The following is a 16471-nucleotide window of genomic DNA, read 5'->3' as shown; positions in this document are numbered from 1 at the left end:
TTGCGCGAGATTTTTAATTGAAAATAATTCTCAATTATATTTTATTCAAAAATTTTTAAGTTGCCAACCCCCTTTTTTCATTTTTCATTCCTTCAACCACATATTCCCACTGCGTTAAATTGTTGTAAAAAACTTTTCATTTTATGTTAATTTCTCTTATATCTCTATCAAATCCAGCAGCAATTTATTCGTTTTTTTTATAGACTTCACAGTTTTTTTGTCCTATAATATTCCCTACCGATACTAAAATACGAACATTGAGGTGCGAAACGTGTTAGAATATACGCAAATTTTCAAAGGTACTGCTTTTTCGAGTCAGTCTCCAAAAGAAGTACAAATTTTAAAAGATTATCTATTTTGCATTAACGCTGACGGTATGATTGAAAAGGCTGTTGCGCCAGAACATCCTGATTATCAAACATTACTAACTACATACGAAGGAAAAGAAAATTTCCACCAATTATCTGATGGACAGTATTTCTTACCCGGCTTTGTCGATTTGCATGTACATGCACCGCAATGGGCACAAGCTGGAACTGCTTTAGACATTCCTCTTAATGACTGGCTGAACACATATACCTTCCCTATTGAATCGAAGTTCTCGGATTTAGCATTTGCCAAAGAAGTGTATGAAGATTTAGTTAGTACCCTCCTTGCGAATGGCACAACTACATCGTTATACTTTGCAACTGTCCATAAAGAGGCGAGCCTATTATTAGCTGAAATATGTGCTACAAAAGGACAACGTGGTCTAGTGGGGAAAGTTGTCATGGATGACCAAGAACAAAACCCAGATTTTTATCGAGATGCGAACACAGATACAGCGTTAGCAGATACAGAAGAATTTATTTTAGCTGTTAAAGAATTAGCGAAAACTACTAAACAAGGTGTCTATCCTGTTGTAACGCCTCGCTTTATCCCAAGCTGTACAGATGTTGCTTTAAAAGGTTTAGGAGAATTAGCTGCTAAACACGATACGCACATTCAATCTCACTGTAGCGAAAGCGATTGGGAGCATGGTTATGTACAAGACCGCTTTAACAAAAATGATGCCTATGCTTTACATGACTTTGGTCTATTAGGTGATAAGTCTGTTATGGCTCATTGCAATTTTTTAAGCGATGATGATGCAGCTTTATTTGCTGAAACGGGTACAGCAATTGGTCATTGCCCAATCTCAAATGCTTATTTTGCTAACAGTGTTATTCCAATTGCCCATTTCCATTCAAAAGGGGTGGATATTGGTTTAGGATCAGATATTTCGGGTGGCTTCTCTCCGAGTCTTTTTGATAACGCAAGACAAGCTGTTATGTCATCTAGAATGTTAGAAGATGGTGTTGATACGGCGCTTCCTGCAGACAAACGTGGTGTACCAAATTCACGTATTACGATTAATGAAGCATTCTACTTAGCAACAGCAGGTGGTGGCGAAAGTTTAAGCCTTCCAGTAGGTCGCTTACAGGAAAACTATACGTGGGATGTTCAAGTAATCGATACAAAAATAGTCTCTGCCAAACTTCCAATCTATGATAACAATGAAGCATTGATTGATATTTTCCAAAAAATCATGTATCTTGTTCGTCCTGAAAATATTCGTGAAGTGTGGGTGCAAGGCACTAAAGTTCATGAAAGAGCTTAATAATTTAACGCAAACAATGCCCTCCCCTTTGCTGTAGCAGTTGGAGGACACGAACCAATGTAAGATTCAACCTAATCATCATATAAAAACTTAAACTTTGAGGTGTACATCTTAGTGGAAACGCAAAAAAACAATCTAGCAAACGATAAAAGTAATACCACGCATTTAACTGTTTTACCCGATGAAAAAGTGCCATTTAGCCAATCAGTTCTTCTAGGTTTACAGCATGTTATGGCAATGGACGTCTATGTAGTTCCCTTCCTTATTGCGATGTTAATTGGTTTGCAATCAGGTCAATCAAGCGCATTGATACAATCGACTTTTATTGCAGCAGGGATTGCGACAATTGTTCAAACACATTTCTGCATGAAGCTACCGATCGCACAAGGGCCGTCTTATGTACCACTAGGTGCGATTGTAGGTATTTATGCCGCTAGTGGCAGTGGCGAACTTGGTTGGAGCTCTGTGTTAGGAGCAAGCTTAATTGGTGCCATTTTTGTCATTATTTTAGGCTATACAGGTATTTTCAATAAAATTGTTAAAACTTTTATTCCTCCAATTGTAGGAGGTACAATTATTTTCGTTGTTGGATTATCGCTAATGCCTGTTGGTATAAGTAGTAATATTTTTGAAGGCGCTGGTGCGACGATTAACCAAAATATTTATTTAGCGCTTATTTCAGCTATCGTTTTAATTGTGTGTGTAATGCTAGGCTCTGTGTTCCGTCAAAAAGGTCGTGCATTTCGTATTGCATCTGTTATTATCGCGTTACTTATAGGTTGTATCGCTGCTAATATAATGGGTGTATTAGATTTATCAGCAGTTGGAAAAGCAAAGTGGTTTAGCTTACCACAAATTCCTTTTGCAGACTTTGGCTTTACATTTAACTTCTCAGCAATTTTAACAATGATTATTATTTATATTGTTTTACTGGCTGAAACAACAGGTACATGGTTTGCAGTTAGTAATGTTATTGAAAAACCATTGACAGATAAGCAAATTAATCGTGGGGTTATCGGAGAAGGTATCGGCTGCTTCATCGCCTCATTATTAGGTTCTACTCCAGTAACTGGCTATTCAACGAATGCAGGTGTGATTTCCATTACAGGTATTGCAAGTCGTCGTGTCTTTATTGCTGCAGGTGCTTGGTTTATTTTGTTCGGTTTTTCTGGTAAATTAGCTGCATTAATTTCTGCCATTCCTTCTGCAGTTATCGGCGGTGTTTTCGTTATCGTTTGTGGCATCATTGCAATTAGTGGGTTACAAGTAATGAAAAATGAACGTATCGGTGAAAAAGAAATGTACGTTATCGCTGTGCCAATTATTTTAACATTAGCACTAACGTTATTACCGAAAGATTTCTTATATTCTTTACCAACAACGGTTCAATATTTATTTGGTTCTCCAGTAGCGACCGCTGCAATAGTTGCCATTCTTTTAAATAAAATTTTACCGACTGTTAAATAGATTAATAATAATGTGAGAGACTGTAGATAAACTCAATGTGAGTTTGCCTACAGTCTCTTTTTTTTTTGTTCTACTGGTATATAGTAAAATTTTACAAAAAAGGTATAATAGTATTGCCTAATTCATAAAAAGGAGAATAGTCAAATGAATAAAGTAATTATACCAATACTAATTGTCATTATTATGACCGGATGCAATGCATTTCCTAAGGGTGTTTTTAAACAACCAGTGGGCCAAGTTATTTTGGATGGTGCGCAATATAATATGCTTCCAAGTAAATTTGAATGGAAAGAAGACGATGTTGAAATGAGGCTGAAAGGGTCCCCTGATATTAATGAAATAGCAGATAACTTTGAAACATTAGATGTCAAAAAAGGAGAGATACTAAAATTTAATATTGAACAAAGTCCAATCGCCATTACTGCAACTAAAATGAATGAAGATGGCACAATTGAAAATGTTGAAATTAAAGAGGAAAAAATAACGATGCCTTCTAAAGAAGGATATTATATTTATGAACTGGATGCCTTATGGAATAACGGAAAAGAATCATTTATTTTTGATGTTTATGTAGAATAAATAGGATCGCTTCTTACGATTTATAGACAAAAAGACAAAATACCTTAAGAGAGTGGTACTCTCGAGGTACTTTGTCTTTTTTTTAGATTGACTCTTTCGTAGTTTGTTCAAAATCACATAAATCAATCCATTTTTGAATAGACAGGATGACTTCCTGAAACGCTAAGCCGTTCGGTGTTAACGCATATTCTACTTTTTTTATCGATGAATCAATATATTTTTTCTCGATTAGTCCTGCTTGAACAAGCTCATATAGACGTTCTGTTAGCAAACGATCAGAAATGCCAGGGATAGTGGCATGTATTTCATGATACCTTTTTGGACCAGGCAATAACGTATAGATGATCATGCCCATCCAACGTTTTCCTATAAATTCAATTGCCTGATGGTAGCTACTACATATATGTGAACAATTAGATTTAGTCATATAATAACCTCCCATTTTTAAATTCCGTATTTCTATTGTAACACACAAATTTTTTTATTTGACGTATAAACTTACTAATGGTAAGATTCTAATTATCAACTTACCATTAGTAAGTTTTAAGGAGGACATTATGTCAATAACAAATAACAAAGCGAATCTATATACAATTATGGAGGATCGAAAATCAGTGCGTGTTTATGATCCTACTTTTAAAATACCTCAAGCAGAGCTTGAAAAAATCATTCAAGAAGCAACAAGTGCACCGTCATCTAGCAATCTACAAGCATGGAGATTTCTTGTTATTCAAGATGAAGCAGTGAAAACAGAGCTCCGTGCGATTGCCAATAACCAAGAACAAGTTGAAACATCATCAGCAGTTATTGCGGTGTTAGGAAATGCCGAAATGTATCAACAAGTTGAACAAATTTATACACAAAATGTCGCAGAAGGTCATATGGGTGATGCACAGAAGGATTTAATGATTGCGAATACCCTGCGCACTTACCCATCTGCCCCATTAGAAGTACGAAAAAATATTGCTACATTTGATGCAGGTCTTATTTCAATGCAACTTATGCTTATCGCCAAAGAAAAAGGCTATGATACTGTGACAATGGGCGGTTTTGATAAAGCGAAATTTGCTGAACGATTTGAATTACCAGAGCATATTTTCCCTGTAGTCCTTATTGCTATCGGTAAAGGTGCTGCACCTGCTTATGGCTCGTCTCGTTTACCGTTAAAAGATATTGCTCGTTTTATTTAAATAAGTAAATACTTGATCACCCCCGCACATGTATCCCTATGCCAGCTTAGCCGCTGCTTAAATAATAACAACCAAGAGAACATATTGTCTCTTGGTTGTTTTCGTTACACGATAAGATTAAAAATATTACTCTCAGTATGCTAAAGTCCGATTGTTCATGGACTCAAAAAATGTTTGTTGGTGACACCTCCCCGCTTTATACAGTTGCATCATAGGACGATTTGTTCCAAAGAGCAGCTATTAAACGAACTCCAGCAAATTCGCGTGCAGCGTTTTGCCAAAAGTAATAGCGTGCGAATGTGGGCTCATGTTCTGTATCAGCGCCAATTTTTAGCGCTTCTCGTCAAATCATCTTTCTTTACAATCGTTATATCGGGAGTCCGCTACAATGATTACGCTGATTGCCACCATTCAAAATGTCACTACAGACATAGATAAAAATCATGTTAGTTAATTAAAAAGGAATGTTAATACGACTTTCCTTTTCCTTCTACCATTTTTTATTGCTTCAAAAATGCAGATTTTACTTTCTGCCAGGATTCATTTGCTCCTCGAATGCTATGTTTGCATTATCATATTCATGCTTATAAATCCTCTTAGTCTACGCTTTTAAATTGGCTTCTGTATCAGGTCCATTCATTTTTTTAATAAACAACAATAATTTTATTTATAATTCCGTCGAACTTCCCGTGTACATCCACTGAATATTTATGTACCCTCAATAACATTTCTTTAAAACAACTGCAAAGGAATCACTTCCAGCAATATAATCTACACCATTTACATCTGCATAAACCTTTTCAAGTGTAAATCCAGCCTCATTCACTTCTTTTTCTAAACTTTTAATGCTGAAATGCTGATTCCAATAATTATAATTCACAATCTTACCATCCTCAAAAACGAGAACATTTTTCGACAATGACACGTGGTTAGGATATTTTATTGAAGCAAATAAAACTAAATGTTCTTTGTCAGACATTGGACTATCTCCTTGAGATAATGACCACATTAAATTTTCTTCAAAATTTTCATAATTTGTCTCTGATAATACATCCAATAGAATTAATCCACCTGGCTTTAATCCACGGTGGACATTACGAAGTATTCTTCTTCGATTCTCTGGACTAAAGACACAATAAATTTGATAGATGAGTAGTGCTAAATCAAACTCATTCTCAATTTCAATATTCGTAATATCTTCAATTCTATAGTCAATGGATAAATTATGTTTAACAGATTCATTGATGGCATATACAATTGAAGTTTTATTAAAATCTATACCAACAACATCATATCCCTTCTCCGCTAATTTATGGGAATATAAACCTGGGCCACAACCTAAGTCAATTACTTTCTTAAATTTATCCACTGGGGCAAATTGAGTAATAAAATTAACAGTTTCGTCAATAAATTTGCTCTCCCTACTCCCCCCGGGTATAGTCTCGTCAAAATGAGCTTTTAAAACATAATCTGCTATATCTTCATCAAGCCAGAGTTCTTGCGTACCTGGTTCAAAGGGCTGAGGATGTTTTGCTAAAGCTAATAATTTATTCATTTCTATACCCTCCATTAAAAATTTGATAATTTATTATTACGATAAATCAACACCTGACTGCATAGTTGTAGATGGACGATTCAGTCAGGTGTTAATTATTAATTAAGATTGGTCAAAAATTAATACTAAATATAACTTGTTTATTTTAAATAAATCTACTATAGTTATTTCCTATAAGTTATAGGATATTTTTTACAGATAAGACTTACAGACGATCTACCTACAGTTGTTGTAACTGTCGTAATTGTTGTGATGGTTGCATTTAACGCTTGGTCTTTACCTTCTGTGTCAGGTACTAATTTTTGCAAATCTAATACTGTATTCATCATTATCACCTCCTTTACTTTAATTAACCGTATTCAATCATCCATTTCATTAATTTTTAGCTTTTGTTCTTGCTAAAAATTTTTCTGAATTAATCAGCGGTAACCAATAAAGTGGGTTTCCTTTCACTACTCCCATCAATGCTAAAACAATTCCTGAGCTACCCGTATAAACATCATCGGCTAATCTATAAGAAAATTGTCCTGGATATATGTAATAATCATTTTTTTCTATTAAAAAGAGATGAAGTAAATTCAATACATCGTTCAAGATTTCTTGACGATATTCCCCTTCCTTTACCATAGAGGGAATTAACAGAAAGCTTCCAGCACCGTCAAATAAGCTTCCACTAATTGTACAATGTACCTTTGATGTTTTTAGAATCGCATCCATTTCTTGTCGATATAGATTTTGACCACTTACATGATTGAAAAACCAAATTGAAATTGCAACTCCGATAGATCCCCCAGAAAGATAAGGTAATAGCCTATTTTCACTATCCAAAATCTGTAACATTCCAAATACATCGTCTTTTTTTGCTGATTTCAAATCCTCTTTTAGAAGTAACTCAGCTTTTTCTAAATACTTTTTATTATGTGTAGCTGAATAAAGTGCCGAATAAAACAAAGATACACCGGATAATCCATCAATTATACCTTTATCAACCGCCATCCAGTCCGTAACTTTTAACGATTCATTTTGCAATCTATTTATTTCAATCGATTTTTCTAATCCCTTAGAAAAATCTAAATACTCTGTATTTTCAGTCTCTAAGTATAGACTTATTAAAAATATACCTATTCCTGAAAGACCAGACCTCAATGAAATATCTGTTTTATTAATCGTATCTTTTAACATTTTCAGCTCACTCAAAACAATATCTTGATACCCTTGTTCATACAGCAAAGCCAATATACCTGTTTTCCCAGTAAATAATCCATTGTCTTCAATTTGGTGTAAATTATCTAATAAAAAAGTTTTAATCCAATTATCTATTTCTTCCATACTAGAACGATTTTTCATTAGTGTAAATGCAGCACCACTTCCCCCAGTTAAAAAATTAAATTTCCCTCCACTCATTTCATATTGACGAATATCACCATTAATAAATCTTTCATCTTCTGTTAAACCATTTTCAATACCAATTATTAACTTATTTATTATAGAAGCTATATTAAAGTTGCGTATCTGATGATTGAGAATTATTTTTTTTGGTGAATACTCTTGATAAACTTTTATTCTTTCGTCACACTTTTCTTGTAAGTCTAGAAGAAAATGATAAAATTCATACCCGTAAGTATTTTTTATCCAATTAAGGTGATTGCAATGCAAATAACTCTCTAAATCTTCTGAAACTAAAATTGGGAGTGCTAAATAATTTATTAATTTCTTTAATCCATACCAATCTCTTGCTGCACTAATTGTTATGTCCTGTGAAACAAATCCCGGTGTAGCAAGTTTAGGTTTTTCTTTGGATTTTACAGCCATTGCAGTTTCAAAATCTATTATTCTTACAGTTAAGTCTTCAGTTATTATAATATTGGCAGGTTGTATATCTCCCATAGCGACCCCAGCATGATGCATTTTATCTATTAACGTATAAAGTTGTAATAGAATTTTTTTAGCAGCTTTAACATGGCTATGCATATTACTACCTTTATAAAGCGGGAAATTTTGAGCAATCCATTTCTGTAAGTCTATCCCCTCGATAAATTCCTCTACGAGAAAATAATGTTCCCACTCTTGAAAATGCTCAATCAAATTAACAACGTTTGGTATACTCTCTAGTTTTTTCAAAGCATCATACTCAATTTTTTGCCTGGCTAAAGCATCCTGAAATTCACTATCTAAACCAGCATTTGGTCTAGCTTCCTTTATAATGACTTTCTGATAATCTTGCTTTCGAGTCGCAAGATACACCCCACCAGCGTTACTAAAGCTAAGTACCTTTTCAATGTTGTATTGTTCTAAACGCTTGTCTCCTGCTATATCTATATCGCTAACAATATTGATTGTATTTAAATAATCATCGAAATCTTTCACAAAATGAGGCACCTGATAAAATGGATTTCTTTGATCCTCAATCAAATTCCCTTTATTATCTTTAATACAATATTTTCCGTGTTCATTAATAATACTTTTAAATCCTCCATATCTATAAAACACATTGCTATTTTTCCATCTCTTATCACTAAGAATATACGGGCCTTTTTTAAAATCTTGAAGTGTTGTAGAAATCTGTTCTAACAATTCAACAAAGATTTCATTATTCATTGGATAAATCGTTATAAACTTTCCAGATGAAGCACGATTCGCATTTTTTGAATTTAACGCTAACATACTATATTTGTCTTTAAGATGCTTAAACTCAATATTTTTAGCTATGCATAATCGCGCTACCTTTTCTAATATAATATTTGAATCCTCTAATAAGGACGTTACATGAATTTTCCAACCCTGTTCTGGAAGTATTGCGTCTTTCACATGATAAAATTTCCAAATCGAGTCACTATCTGATATAACAGAATAATTATCCGGAATATCACTCAATTGGTATGTATCTTCCTTTTCTTTTATCTCCATTTCACCGTAGTATTCAGAATTGGGCTTCAAATACTTGAAATAGTGCAATAACCCTTCCATTTAAATCCCCTCCATTTAGTTTAATACTACATTGATACATACTCACTATTTAGATTTTTTCATATAAAGTAGATTATGGTGTATTTTTCAATGTGCTAGGATAGAATTTAGGACTATAATTCCTCTGCATAGCACTTTATTATCCATATATAAGGAGCGCAATAAACCCTAAATATTATGTTAAGTAGCTTAAAATTCTTTCTTACGATAGATACAGAGTGATATAAGAGAAGATAGTATAAATAATAAAATACCTACTAGGAACAATAAAAATGGCAGATATATTGATAGATTTAAATTAAGATTTGACAACGGTGGCCGTTCCAGCAAGTAGTGTATCTCGCTTACATTATTTATAGAAATAAACGATCCAAATACCCCTGCTATTATAATAACGTCAGACTTTTCTACTCCATAGTTATAAAGAAGGGGGAATACTATTGCTCCCGCTAAGAGCAAAGCAACAGCATCAACAGCAATCAACTCAACAACGTTATTACTATTAAAGGGAAGCTGGAACAATAGTGTATATATATATACGACGCCATAGGATAGTATGACTCCGATAGTGATGAATAAAAAGTAGAATAGATAATAACTTTGTACAATAGTACTTCTACGCACTGGTAAAGTAAGCACATACTTATCATAACCGGACTTAGCCTCAATTTTTGACAATTCTAATATTGGTAACATCATAAGCAGCATTATAAACCGAATGGCTAACCACTTACCGCCCTCACCCAATACGAAAGACTCTGAGACATCTGAAATCCACAAAGAAATACCAGATAATACTATACTTGTTGCTGCGTACATCAACACACTTCGATAAACCATAAAAAAGTTTGTATATTGAAGACCTAGCATACGCATAATCTCTATTCACACTTCCTTTTTTAAAAGTATGACTTAAAATTCTTTCTTTTTATTGATAGTTACAGAACAATAATAAGAAAGAATATAGATTAATAAACCAATTAAAATAAATATTACAGAAAAACCAATAAGTATATTAAATTTATGTAAATTTATATTCATTAAACCAGCTATATACTGCATTGCCTTACTTATTAAACCAACAACATAATACGAAGCAAAGAAAGTTAACAAAACAAAAATATCTGACTTTGCTGTACCAAACAGATAGATAAGTGGAAATGTTACCGAACCAGTTAAAATAAATATAGTAAACATAGATATCACCTCTTGATATAAAATAATATCCAGCGATATCCAAGAAAGTAGACTGAATATATAAAGAGCACCCAGAGCCACCATTATCCCTACAACTGTAATAAAAGCAAGAAAAATATATTGACTTTTCACAATAGTACCTATTCGAACTGGAAAGGTAAGTACATACTTATCATAACCGGACTTGGCTGCAACTTTTAACACTTCAAATGCAGGAAGTATACTTAACAGAAATATAATCCTAGGAACAAAGAACTCTGCATCAATTCCAAAAAATGTATCATCTCCAATATACATAAAAAGAATAGCGCCTGTTACTATTGCTCCAACCATGTATATTATCAAACTTCGATAAACCATATAAAAGTTTGTCAATACCAAACCTGTCATTTTCATTACTTTAATCACCTCTAATTTAAATAGCATAAGTCAAAATTCTTTTTTACTATAAATAAAGAAAGAAATAAAAAAAGATATAAGAAAAATTAAAATACCTATTAATAAGAATATGAACGGAACTTGTTTTAATGGATTGAGATTAAACTTTAACAACGGTAGTTGATCTAATAGGTAGCCCACTCCCAAGCGGAGTGAATTTACTACTAAACCCATAAATAATAGACTCAGCAGTAGAATAAAATCTGACTTCTCTTCTCCCAGAATAAAAATTAATGGGAATATTATTCCCCCAAGTGTTAACATCGAGAGAATAGTAAAAGCAATAGTTTGAAATAAGCTAAGTTCAATTGAAACCTCTGAAAATAAACCATAGATATAAAGGATACCAACAAATAGTATTACACCTATAACTACTACTAAGAAATAGACTAAATAATAACTTTGTATTATATTTTTTCTACTAACCGGTAAAGTGAGTGAATACTTGTTATACCCGGACTGAGCCTCAACTTTTAGGATTTCCCATACAGGCATTGTTATTACTATACACAACGTAATAGCACTAAAAACTGCGTATGCCCCTCCAGTTAGCTTTAAATAAAAAGCAGTGAGCCCTATTCCTATCAATGTGTACACAAAAATACTTCGATGAACTAAATATAAGTTTGTAAACAATAACCCTTTCATTATTTCGCACTTCCTGTTAAAAATACACTGATTTCTTCCATAGAAACTTTTCGGGCAATCAAGCCACTTGGCAATTTTTTCTTATCTGATATAAGTAACGTGAAAGAAGCACCATGTTTTCTTCGAGCGACAATAATATCCTTATTTATTAGTGTTAGTTGTTCACTATCATTTAAATCTACAAAAGCATATTTCTCAAATACTATGTCTTTCTCTTCATTTAAAGTTATTTTACCTTCACTAATAAAGACAAGATGACTTGCTATTCTCTCAATATCACTCATAATATGAGATGAAAGTACGATACCATGATCCGCTTCTTTCGCAAAATTTTCCAATTCATCTAATACCACTTCTCTTGAAGAAGGATCAAGACCGCCGGTTGCTTCATCTAGGATTAATAATTGCGCATTATGAGATAATGCCACAGCTATTGAAATTTTCATTGACATTCCACGTGAGAATGAACTGACTTTTTTATTTCTAGGTAAAGCGAAAATATCTACTAAGCGATTAAATTCATTTTGATTCCAAGAAGAAAATAACTTAGAAAAAGCTTTTCCTAATTGCTTTATTGTAAGATTAGACGGCAGATTAATCGCGTCAAATACCACCCCTATCTTTTCTTTAAGTTTGACTTCTTTATTTAGATTTTCTTTACCAAATAGCTTTACTGTACCACTCTCTTTATGAACTAATTCCAATACCGCTTTAAATGTTGTCGATTTACCAGCCCCATTATTTCCGATAAATCCAACGATTGCGCCTGGTGGCACATTAAAAGAAACATCGTCTAAAACAACTTTGTCACCATATGACTTTCTAAGATTATTAATTTCTAAAAGATTTGACATTATTTCGTCCTCCTTTATTAATATTAAAATTAGTATGTCAACAGTTATCTACACCTAATAAGTTATAATATTCAGAAAAATATGTCTTTAATTTTTAAAAATGGTATTCCTCCCCATTATTTTCTATATAAATAGAAATAAATCTTAGGTGTTGCACAGAATTACACATTGCTAACATTTTAATCGTTGTCGTCGTTTGATGAATGGTGTTTATTTCCGAATGGGGGTGACGGTGCTGAATAATATAATTGTAATTGCTAAAAAGACTTCAGCTTTATTAAGTGAATTGAGGTATTATTTCATGGAATAAAAGACCTTGACGTTTCCTCCTATTTAGAAAACTATTTAGCCCTTTTTTTCTGCCTAGAAGTATTTTGCAAAAATGCGACGTATGTCGAATCTCGTTCTATTTGTTTCATTGCGTGGATGTTTATATGATGTGGGAGAATCGACTTCTGATATGTAACGGAATAATCGTTGCGTTAACGATTTCTAGAACAGAATCACAGTATTCAAGTCCGTCAGTTTTACAATATTTCAATAAATTATTTTACAAGTGCTCTCGTTTATAGAGAAATATAGCTATTTTGTTTGTATCATAATGATAGGAAACCGCTATATCTCCACTTACTATTTAAAGTTATTACTAGTTTATCATCCCCATAACCGCCATTTCAACCGACATTTTTTCTGTCGGTAACCGTCATTTTGCTGTCGGTTGATGTGTAATTTTTCTCTTCTTGACTGAAAAAAAACTTAGAATAAACGTCTCTTATATTGAAATAGAAAATGACGGTACATCAAAAAAATGTCATACTTTGCAATTAAATAGGGTAGGAAAGCTTTTCTTTAAAAGTTTGTGGGGACAGAATTGATATCTTAAGTCAGAAGTACACAGCTTTGACACCTTTATAAAATAGCTTCATTAAATCTTACAATCAACAATACATCCAATTAGAAAAGCACTACTAAAAATGATACTCGAATAGTAACTAACAATGAATCCACCTTATCCTGAGCTAACTTCATATTTAAAGCCACTTAAACTAACTATCAAACATTTATTTATAACTAGTCTTTAAATTCATACAATTACATTACGAAAATAATTAAAAAAGATTGGTACAACGAAACTCGTTATACCAATCCTTTCAGTCATTAATTATTCTTAAAAACTCATGCCAATGATTTAAACGTGGCAATGCTACAAGCTGATTATACGATTGATTTTTTAATATCACTTTCGTCTTAATACCTTGTAGCGTTTCTAACACTGCTGGTTTGTCATCAACGTAAACATCTAAATCAAGTTCTTTAATAATAGCCACTTTCTCCACATCTTGCATACCACAATAGAAATGCCCTTCTTCCACTGGGAAACCTTGCGCTTTCATCCATTGTTGCGTTTGTTGACAATGTTGTTTTGGACGTGACGTAATATAATAAATTTCATGCCCTTGCTGATGTAATGTTTGCAATGTTTCAAGAGCAGCTTCAAAAATTGGACAATCCGTAAAATATATTTCATCTAAAGAACTGTTCCACATGGCAGAGCCTTCTGCGTCCGTTAAGCCAAATGGTTCGTGAATCTCTACTCTATTCAATGCATGAAATGCTTCAATTGTAATATTTTTGCCTAGTTTTTTATTATAAAGTGAAAAGGCATGTGCACGTAAATCGATCAGCGTATCATCAATATCAAAGCCAAATTTCATCTATATCTTCTTCCTTTCAAGATGCCTGGTCTATAAAGTGAAAGGCAAAAGTTTGTTCTTTTTCAATTTGCTGCGCTAATACATCTTCAATGGCCTGTTCTCGCAGTTGCTGAAAATCTCTCACATTAAATTGTTGTATAGCGTCCTTATTGAGTAATGACGCAAGACAATCAGCATCCTTTAGCGCGCTATTTAAGCCGAATGCGCCAGTAGGTGTCATCGTATGAACGGCATCGCCTAAAAGGACAAGTCCTTGTGTCCCCCAACAGTCACAATGACTACTAAACACATCAAGTAAGACAAAATCTTGCCATGAACGAATATGGTGAGGAACGGTTTCCTCTAATTCAGGAAAAGCCTTTATAAGCTGGCTAATAAACGGAGTAATTGCCTGTTTTCGAAGTTGAGGAAAATCACCCTGTTTAATATTCCAACCAATTTGAATATAGCCCCCTGTCTGTGAGAAAAGAGACAATTGCATACCATCGATTAGCGCCATTTTAATAGCAGGCTCCCAGCCTGGAGGAGCAGGAATTTTTGCCCAGAGTAAATCAAAACCATGTTTCTGTTTTTGAATGGCGATGTGTGCTCGTTTTCGAATAGTTGAGTATCGACCATCCGCTCCTATGATAAGCTGGCTCTTGATTTCAATTACTTCTTCATCCCTTGTTGCAATAACGCCGACATATCGTCCTGCCGTATCCGTGATAAGTGATGTCACCTTTGTATTTAGGAAACACTTAAAATTTTGAAAGTGCGCTGTATGTTGGAGTATTCCTTTAAGCAAATGTGCTTGAGGAACATGAATCCCTAAATGTCCTACAGATGTATCAGGAAAAATCGTTTTAAACGCTTCGCCCTTCGCATAATATTCTAGTTTTTCCATTCGTAATAAGCCAAGTACTTCTATCGCTTCAAAAAGATGATGATTTTTGAGAACAGCTTCGCCTTCTTCATTTAAATGTTCACCACGAAAAGCCTGCCCAAGTGCTGCGCTTTGTTCCAGCAGTATCACAGACAGACCCTTTTTCGCTAGCAAATGCGCGAGAAGTGTACCACTTGGTCCAGCCCCTACTATACATACATCCGCTTGAAAATTCACTTACCTTCACCTTTTTTCGGATAAGCAATAATGCGTAAATCTTGCCCTACCTTATCAACTGAATCAAATACAACATCCCACGCCTCATCCATTGTTGGCGCATTATAGCCCGCAAAAGGTGTTAAAGATAAACTCCCACCTAAAACTTTAGGCGCTACGTAAACAACGTATTTATCGATGGCGGCATTTTGTAAAAATGAAGCATTGATTGTACTTCCACCCTCTACTAAAACATCAGTAATACCAAGTAAATATAGTTTTTCTAACATATCATCAATATGAAGACCTTCATTACCTTTTCGAACAGGTAGGACAGTGACACCTTTAGCCTCAAACGTGTCGATTTGCGCTTGCTTAACATCCTCACTGCAAACAATAATCGTTTTCGCTTCTTCTACATTCAAAACATTGGCATCTGTCGGTGTACGAAGAGAGCTATCCATAATGATGCGTATTGGGTTTTTGCCCTGGCGATCGTGAAGTCTCGTCGTTAAAGATGGATTATCAGCCATTACTGTTCCTACACCAACTAATATTGCATCTACTTCGTGGCGAATATGATGGACATCCTCTCGAGCTTCTGCACCCGTTACCCATTTAGAATGCCCCGTATGCGCTGCGATTTTCCCATCTAATGTCATCGCATATTTGGAAATAACAAAAGGTCGTTTCGTGAGCATATTATGGATAAAGCGCTCGTTTAAACGGCGAGACTTTTCCTCTAATACGCCTACCTCAACTTCAATGCCTGCATCACGCAATAATTGGATACCATTACCCGCTACAGCTGGATTAGGATCTTGCATCGCTACTACAACTCGGCTTACTTCTGATTCCTTAACTAAATTAGCACAAGGAGGCGTTTTACCATAATGTGAACATGGCTCAAGTGTTACATAAAGTGTAGCACCTTTTGCATGCTCTCCTGCCATGCGAAAAGCATGCACTTCCGCATGAGGTTCTCCCGCTTTTCGATGTAAGCCAGTGCCTACGATTACATCATTTTTTACAATAACAGCTCCGACAAGAGGATTGGGGTTCGTATTCCCTCTTGCACTGGCTGCTAAATCTAATGCTAATTGCATATATTTTTCATCTGTCGTCATCTTTGTACCCTCCA

General features: G+C 34.2%; 15 protein-coding genes. 4 read left to right on the top strand and 11 right to left on the bottom strand.

The annotated features are described in order from the left end of the window. Window positions 1-271 precede the first annotated feature (271 nt). The 3 genes from guaD (at window position 272) to FH508_RS07175 (ending at window position 3685) form a co-directional block, all read left to right on the top strand. Window positions 272-1639 carry a guanine deaminase gene (guaD, locus tag FH508_RS07185; RefSeq protein ID WP_173478335.1) on the top strand — a complete coding sequence of 456 codons (1368 nt, stop codon included), beginning with the start codon at window positions 272-274 and terminating at the stop codon, window positions 1637-1639. Between the two features lie 114 nt (window positions 1640-1753). Beyond that, window positions 1754-3106 (top strand): uracil-xanthine permease family protein, encoded by a 1353-nt coding sequence (locus tag FH508_RS07180; RefSeq protein WP_173478334.1) that lies wholly within the window; start codon window positions 1754-1756, stop codon window positions 3104-3106. A gap of 144 nt (window positions 3107-3250) precedes the next feature. Next, a complete protein-coding gene (locus FH508_RS07175) occupies window positions 3251-3685 on the top strand; it encodes a hypothetical protein (protein WP_173478333.1) in 435 nt (144 codons plus the stop codon). An 82-nt stretch (window positions 3686-3767) separates the two neighbouring features. On the opposite strand, the gene FH508_RS07170 is transcribed toward FH508_RS07175, so the two are convergent. Further along, on the bottom strand, window positions 3768-4112 hold the full coding sequence (locus tag FH508_RS07170) for a winged helix-turn-helix transcriptional regulator (RefSeq protein WP_228134429.1): 345 nt from the start codon (window positions 4110-4112) through the stop codon (window positions 3768-3770). 136 nt (window positions 4113-4248) lie between these two features. Here FH508_RS07170 and FH508_RS07165 point away from each other — a divergent pair, with 136 nt between their 5' ends. Beyond that, window positions 4249-4875, top strand: coding sequence for a nitroreductase family protein (locus FH508_RS07165; protein ID WP_173478572.1), 627 nt, complete (start codon window positions 4249-4251; stop codon window positions 4873-4875). Between the two features lie 718 nt (window positions 4876-5593). Here FH508_RS07165 and FH508_RS07160 read toward each other — a convergent pair. The 10 genes from FH508_RS07160 to ribD all read right to left on the bottom strand — a co-directional run bounded on the left by FH508_RS07160 (window position 5594) and on the right by ribD (window position 16457). Beyond that, window positions 5594-6430, bottom strand: a complete 837-nt coding sequence (locus tag FH508_RS07160) for a class I SAM-dependent methyltransferase (RefSeq protein ID WP_173478331.1) — start codon at window positions 6428-6430, stop codon at window positions 5594-5596. Between the two features lie 164 nt (window positions 6431-6594). Next, a complete protein-coding gene (locus FH508_RS07155; protein WP_228134428.1) occupies window positions 6595-6759 on the bottom strand; it encodes a class III lanthipeptide in 165 nt (54 codons plus the stop codon). A 46-nt stretch (window positions 6760-6805) separates the two neighbouring features. Then, complete coding sequence (lanKC, locus tag FH508_RS07150; protein ID WP_173478329.1) at window positions 6806-9397, bottom strand: class III lanthionine synthetase LanKC; 2592 nt, start codon at window positions 9395-9397, stop codon at window positions 6806-6808. A 189-nt stretch (window positions 9398-9586) separates the two neighbouring features. Then, window positions 9587-10267, bottom strand: a complete 681-nt coding sequence (locus FH508_RS07145; protein ID WP_228134427.1) for an ABC-2 transporter permease — start codon at window positions 10265-10267, stop codon at window positions 9587-9589. Window positions 10268-10309: 42 nt separating this feature from the next. Next, on the bottom strand, window positions 10310-10990 hold the full coding sequence (locus FH508_RS07140; RefSeq protein ID WP_173478328.1) for an ABC-2 transporter permease: 681 nt from the start codon (window positions 10988-10990) through the stop codon (window positions 10310-10312). A 33-nt stretch (window positions 10991-11023) separates the two neighbouring features. Beyond that, the gene (locus FH508_RS07135; RefSeq protein WP_139860744.1) at window positions 11024-11680 is read right to left on the bottom strand and encodes an ABC-2 transporter permease; all 657 of its coding nucleotides are present in this window, start codon (window positions 11678-11680) and stop codon (window positions 11024-11026) included. After that, a complete protein-coding gene (locus FH508_RS07130) occupies window positions 11680-12534 on the bottom strand; it encodes an ABC transporter ATP-binding protein (RefSeq protein WP_173478327.1) in 855 nt (284 codons plus the stop codon). The genes FH508_RS07135 and FH508_RS07130 overlap by 1 nt, the downstream gene beginning before the upstream one ends. Window positions 12535-13685: 1151 nt before the next feature. Next, window positions 13686-14249 carry a 5' nucleotidase, NT5C type gene (locus FH508_RS07125; RefSeq protein WP_173478326.1) on the bottom strand — a complete coding sequence of 188 codons (564 nt, stop codon included), beginning with the start codon at window positions 14247-14249 and terminating at the stop codon, window positions 13686-13688. 16 nt (window positions 14250-14265) lie between these two features. Further along, window positions 14266-15351 carry an FAD-dependent monooxygenase gene (locus FH508_RS07120; protein ID WP_173478325.1) on the bottom strand — a complete coding sequence of 362 codons (1086 nt, stop codon included), beginning with the start codon at window positions 15349-15351 and terminating at the stop codon, window positions 14266-14268. After that, window positions 15348-16457: a bifunctional diaminohydroxyphosphoribosylaminopyrimidine deaminase/5-amino-6-(5-phosphoribosylamino)uracil reductase RibD gene (gene ribD / locus FH508_RS07115; protein WP_173478324.1), complete on the bottom strand. Its 1110-nt coding sequence runs from the start codon at window positions 16455-16457 to the stop codon at window positions 15348-15350. The genes FH508_RS07120 and ribD overlap by 4 nt, the downstream gene beginning before the upstream one ends. Between the last annotated feature and the right edge of the window lie 14 nt (window positions 16458-16471).

It is taken from the genome of Lysinibacillus sp. CD3-6 (assembly GCF_006351725.2).
Lineage (GTDB): Bacteria > Bacillota > Bacilli > Bacillales_A > Planococcaceae > Lysinibacillus.
Note: the sequence above shows the minus strand (reverse complement) of the source record. Positions and strands in the feature narration are given on the sequence as shown.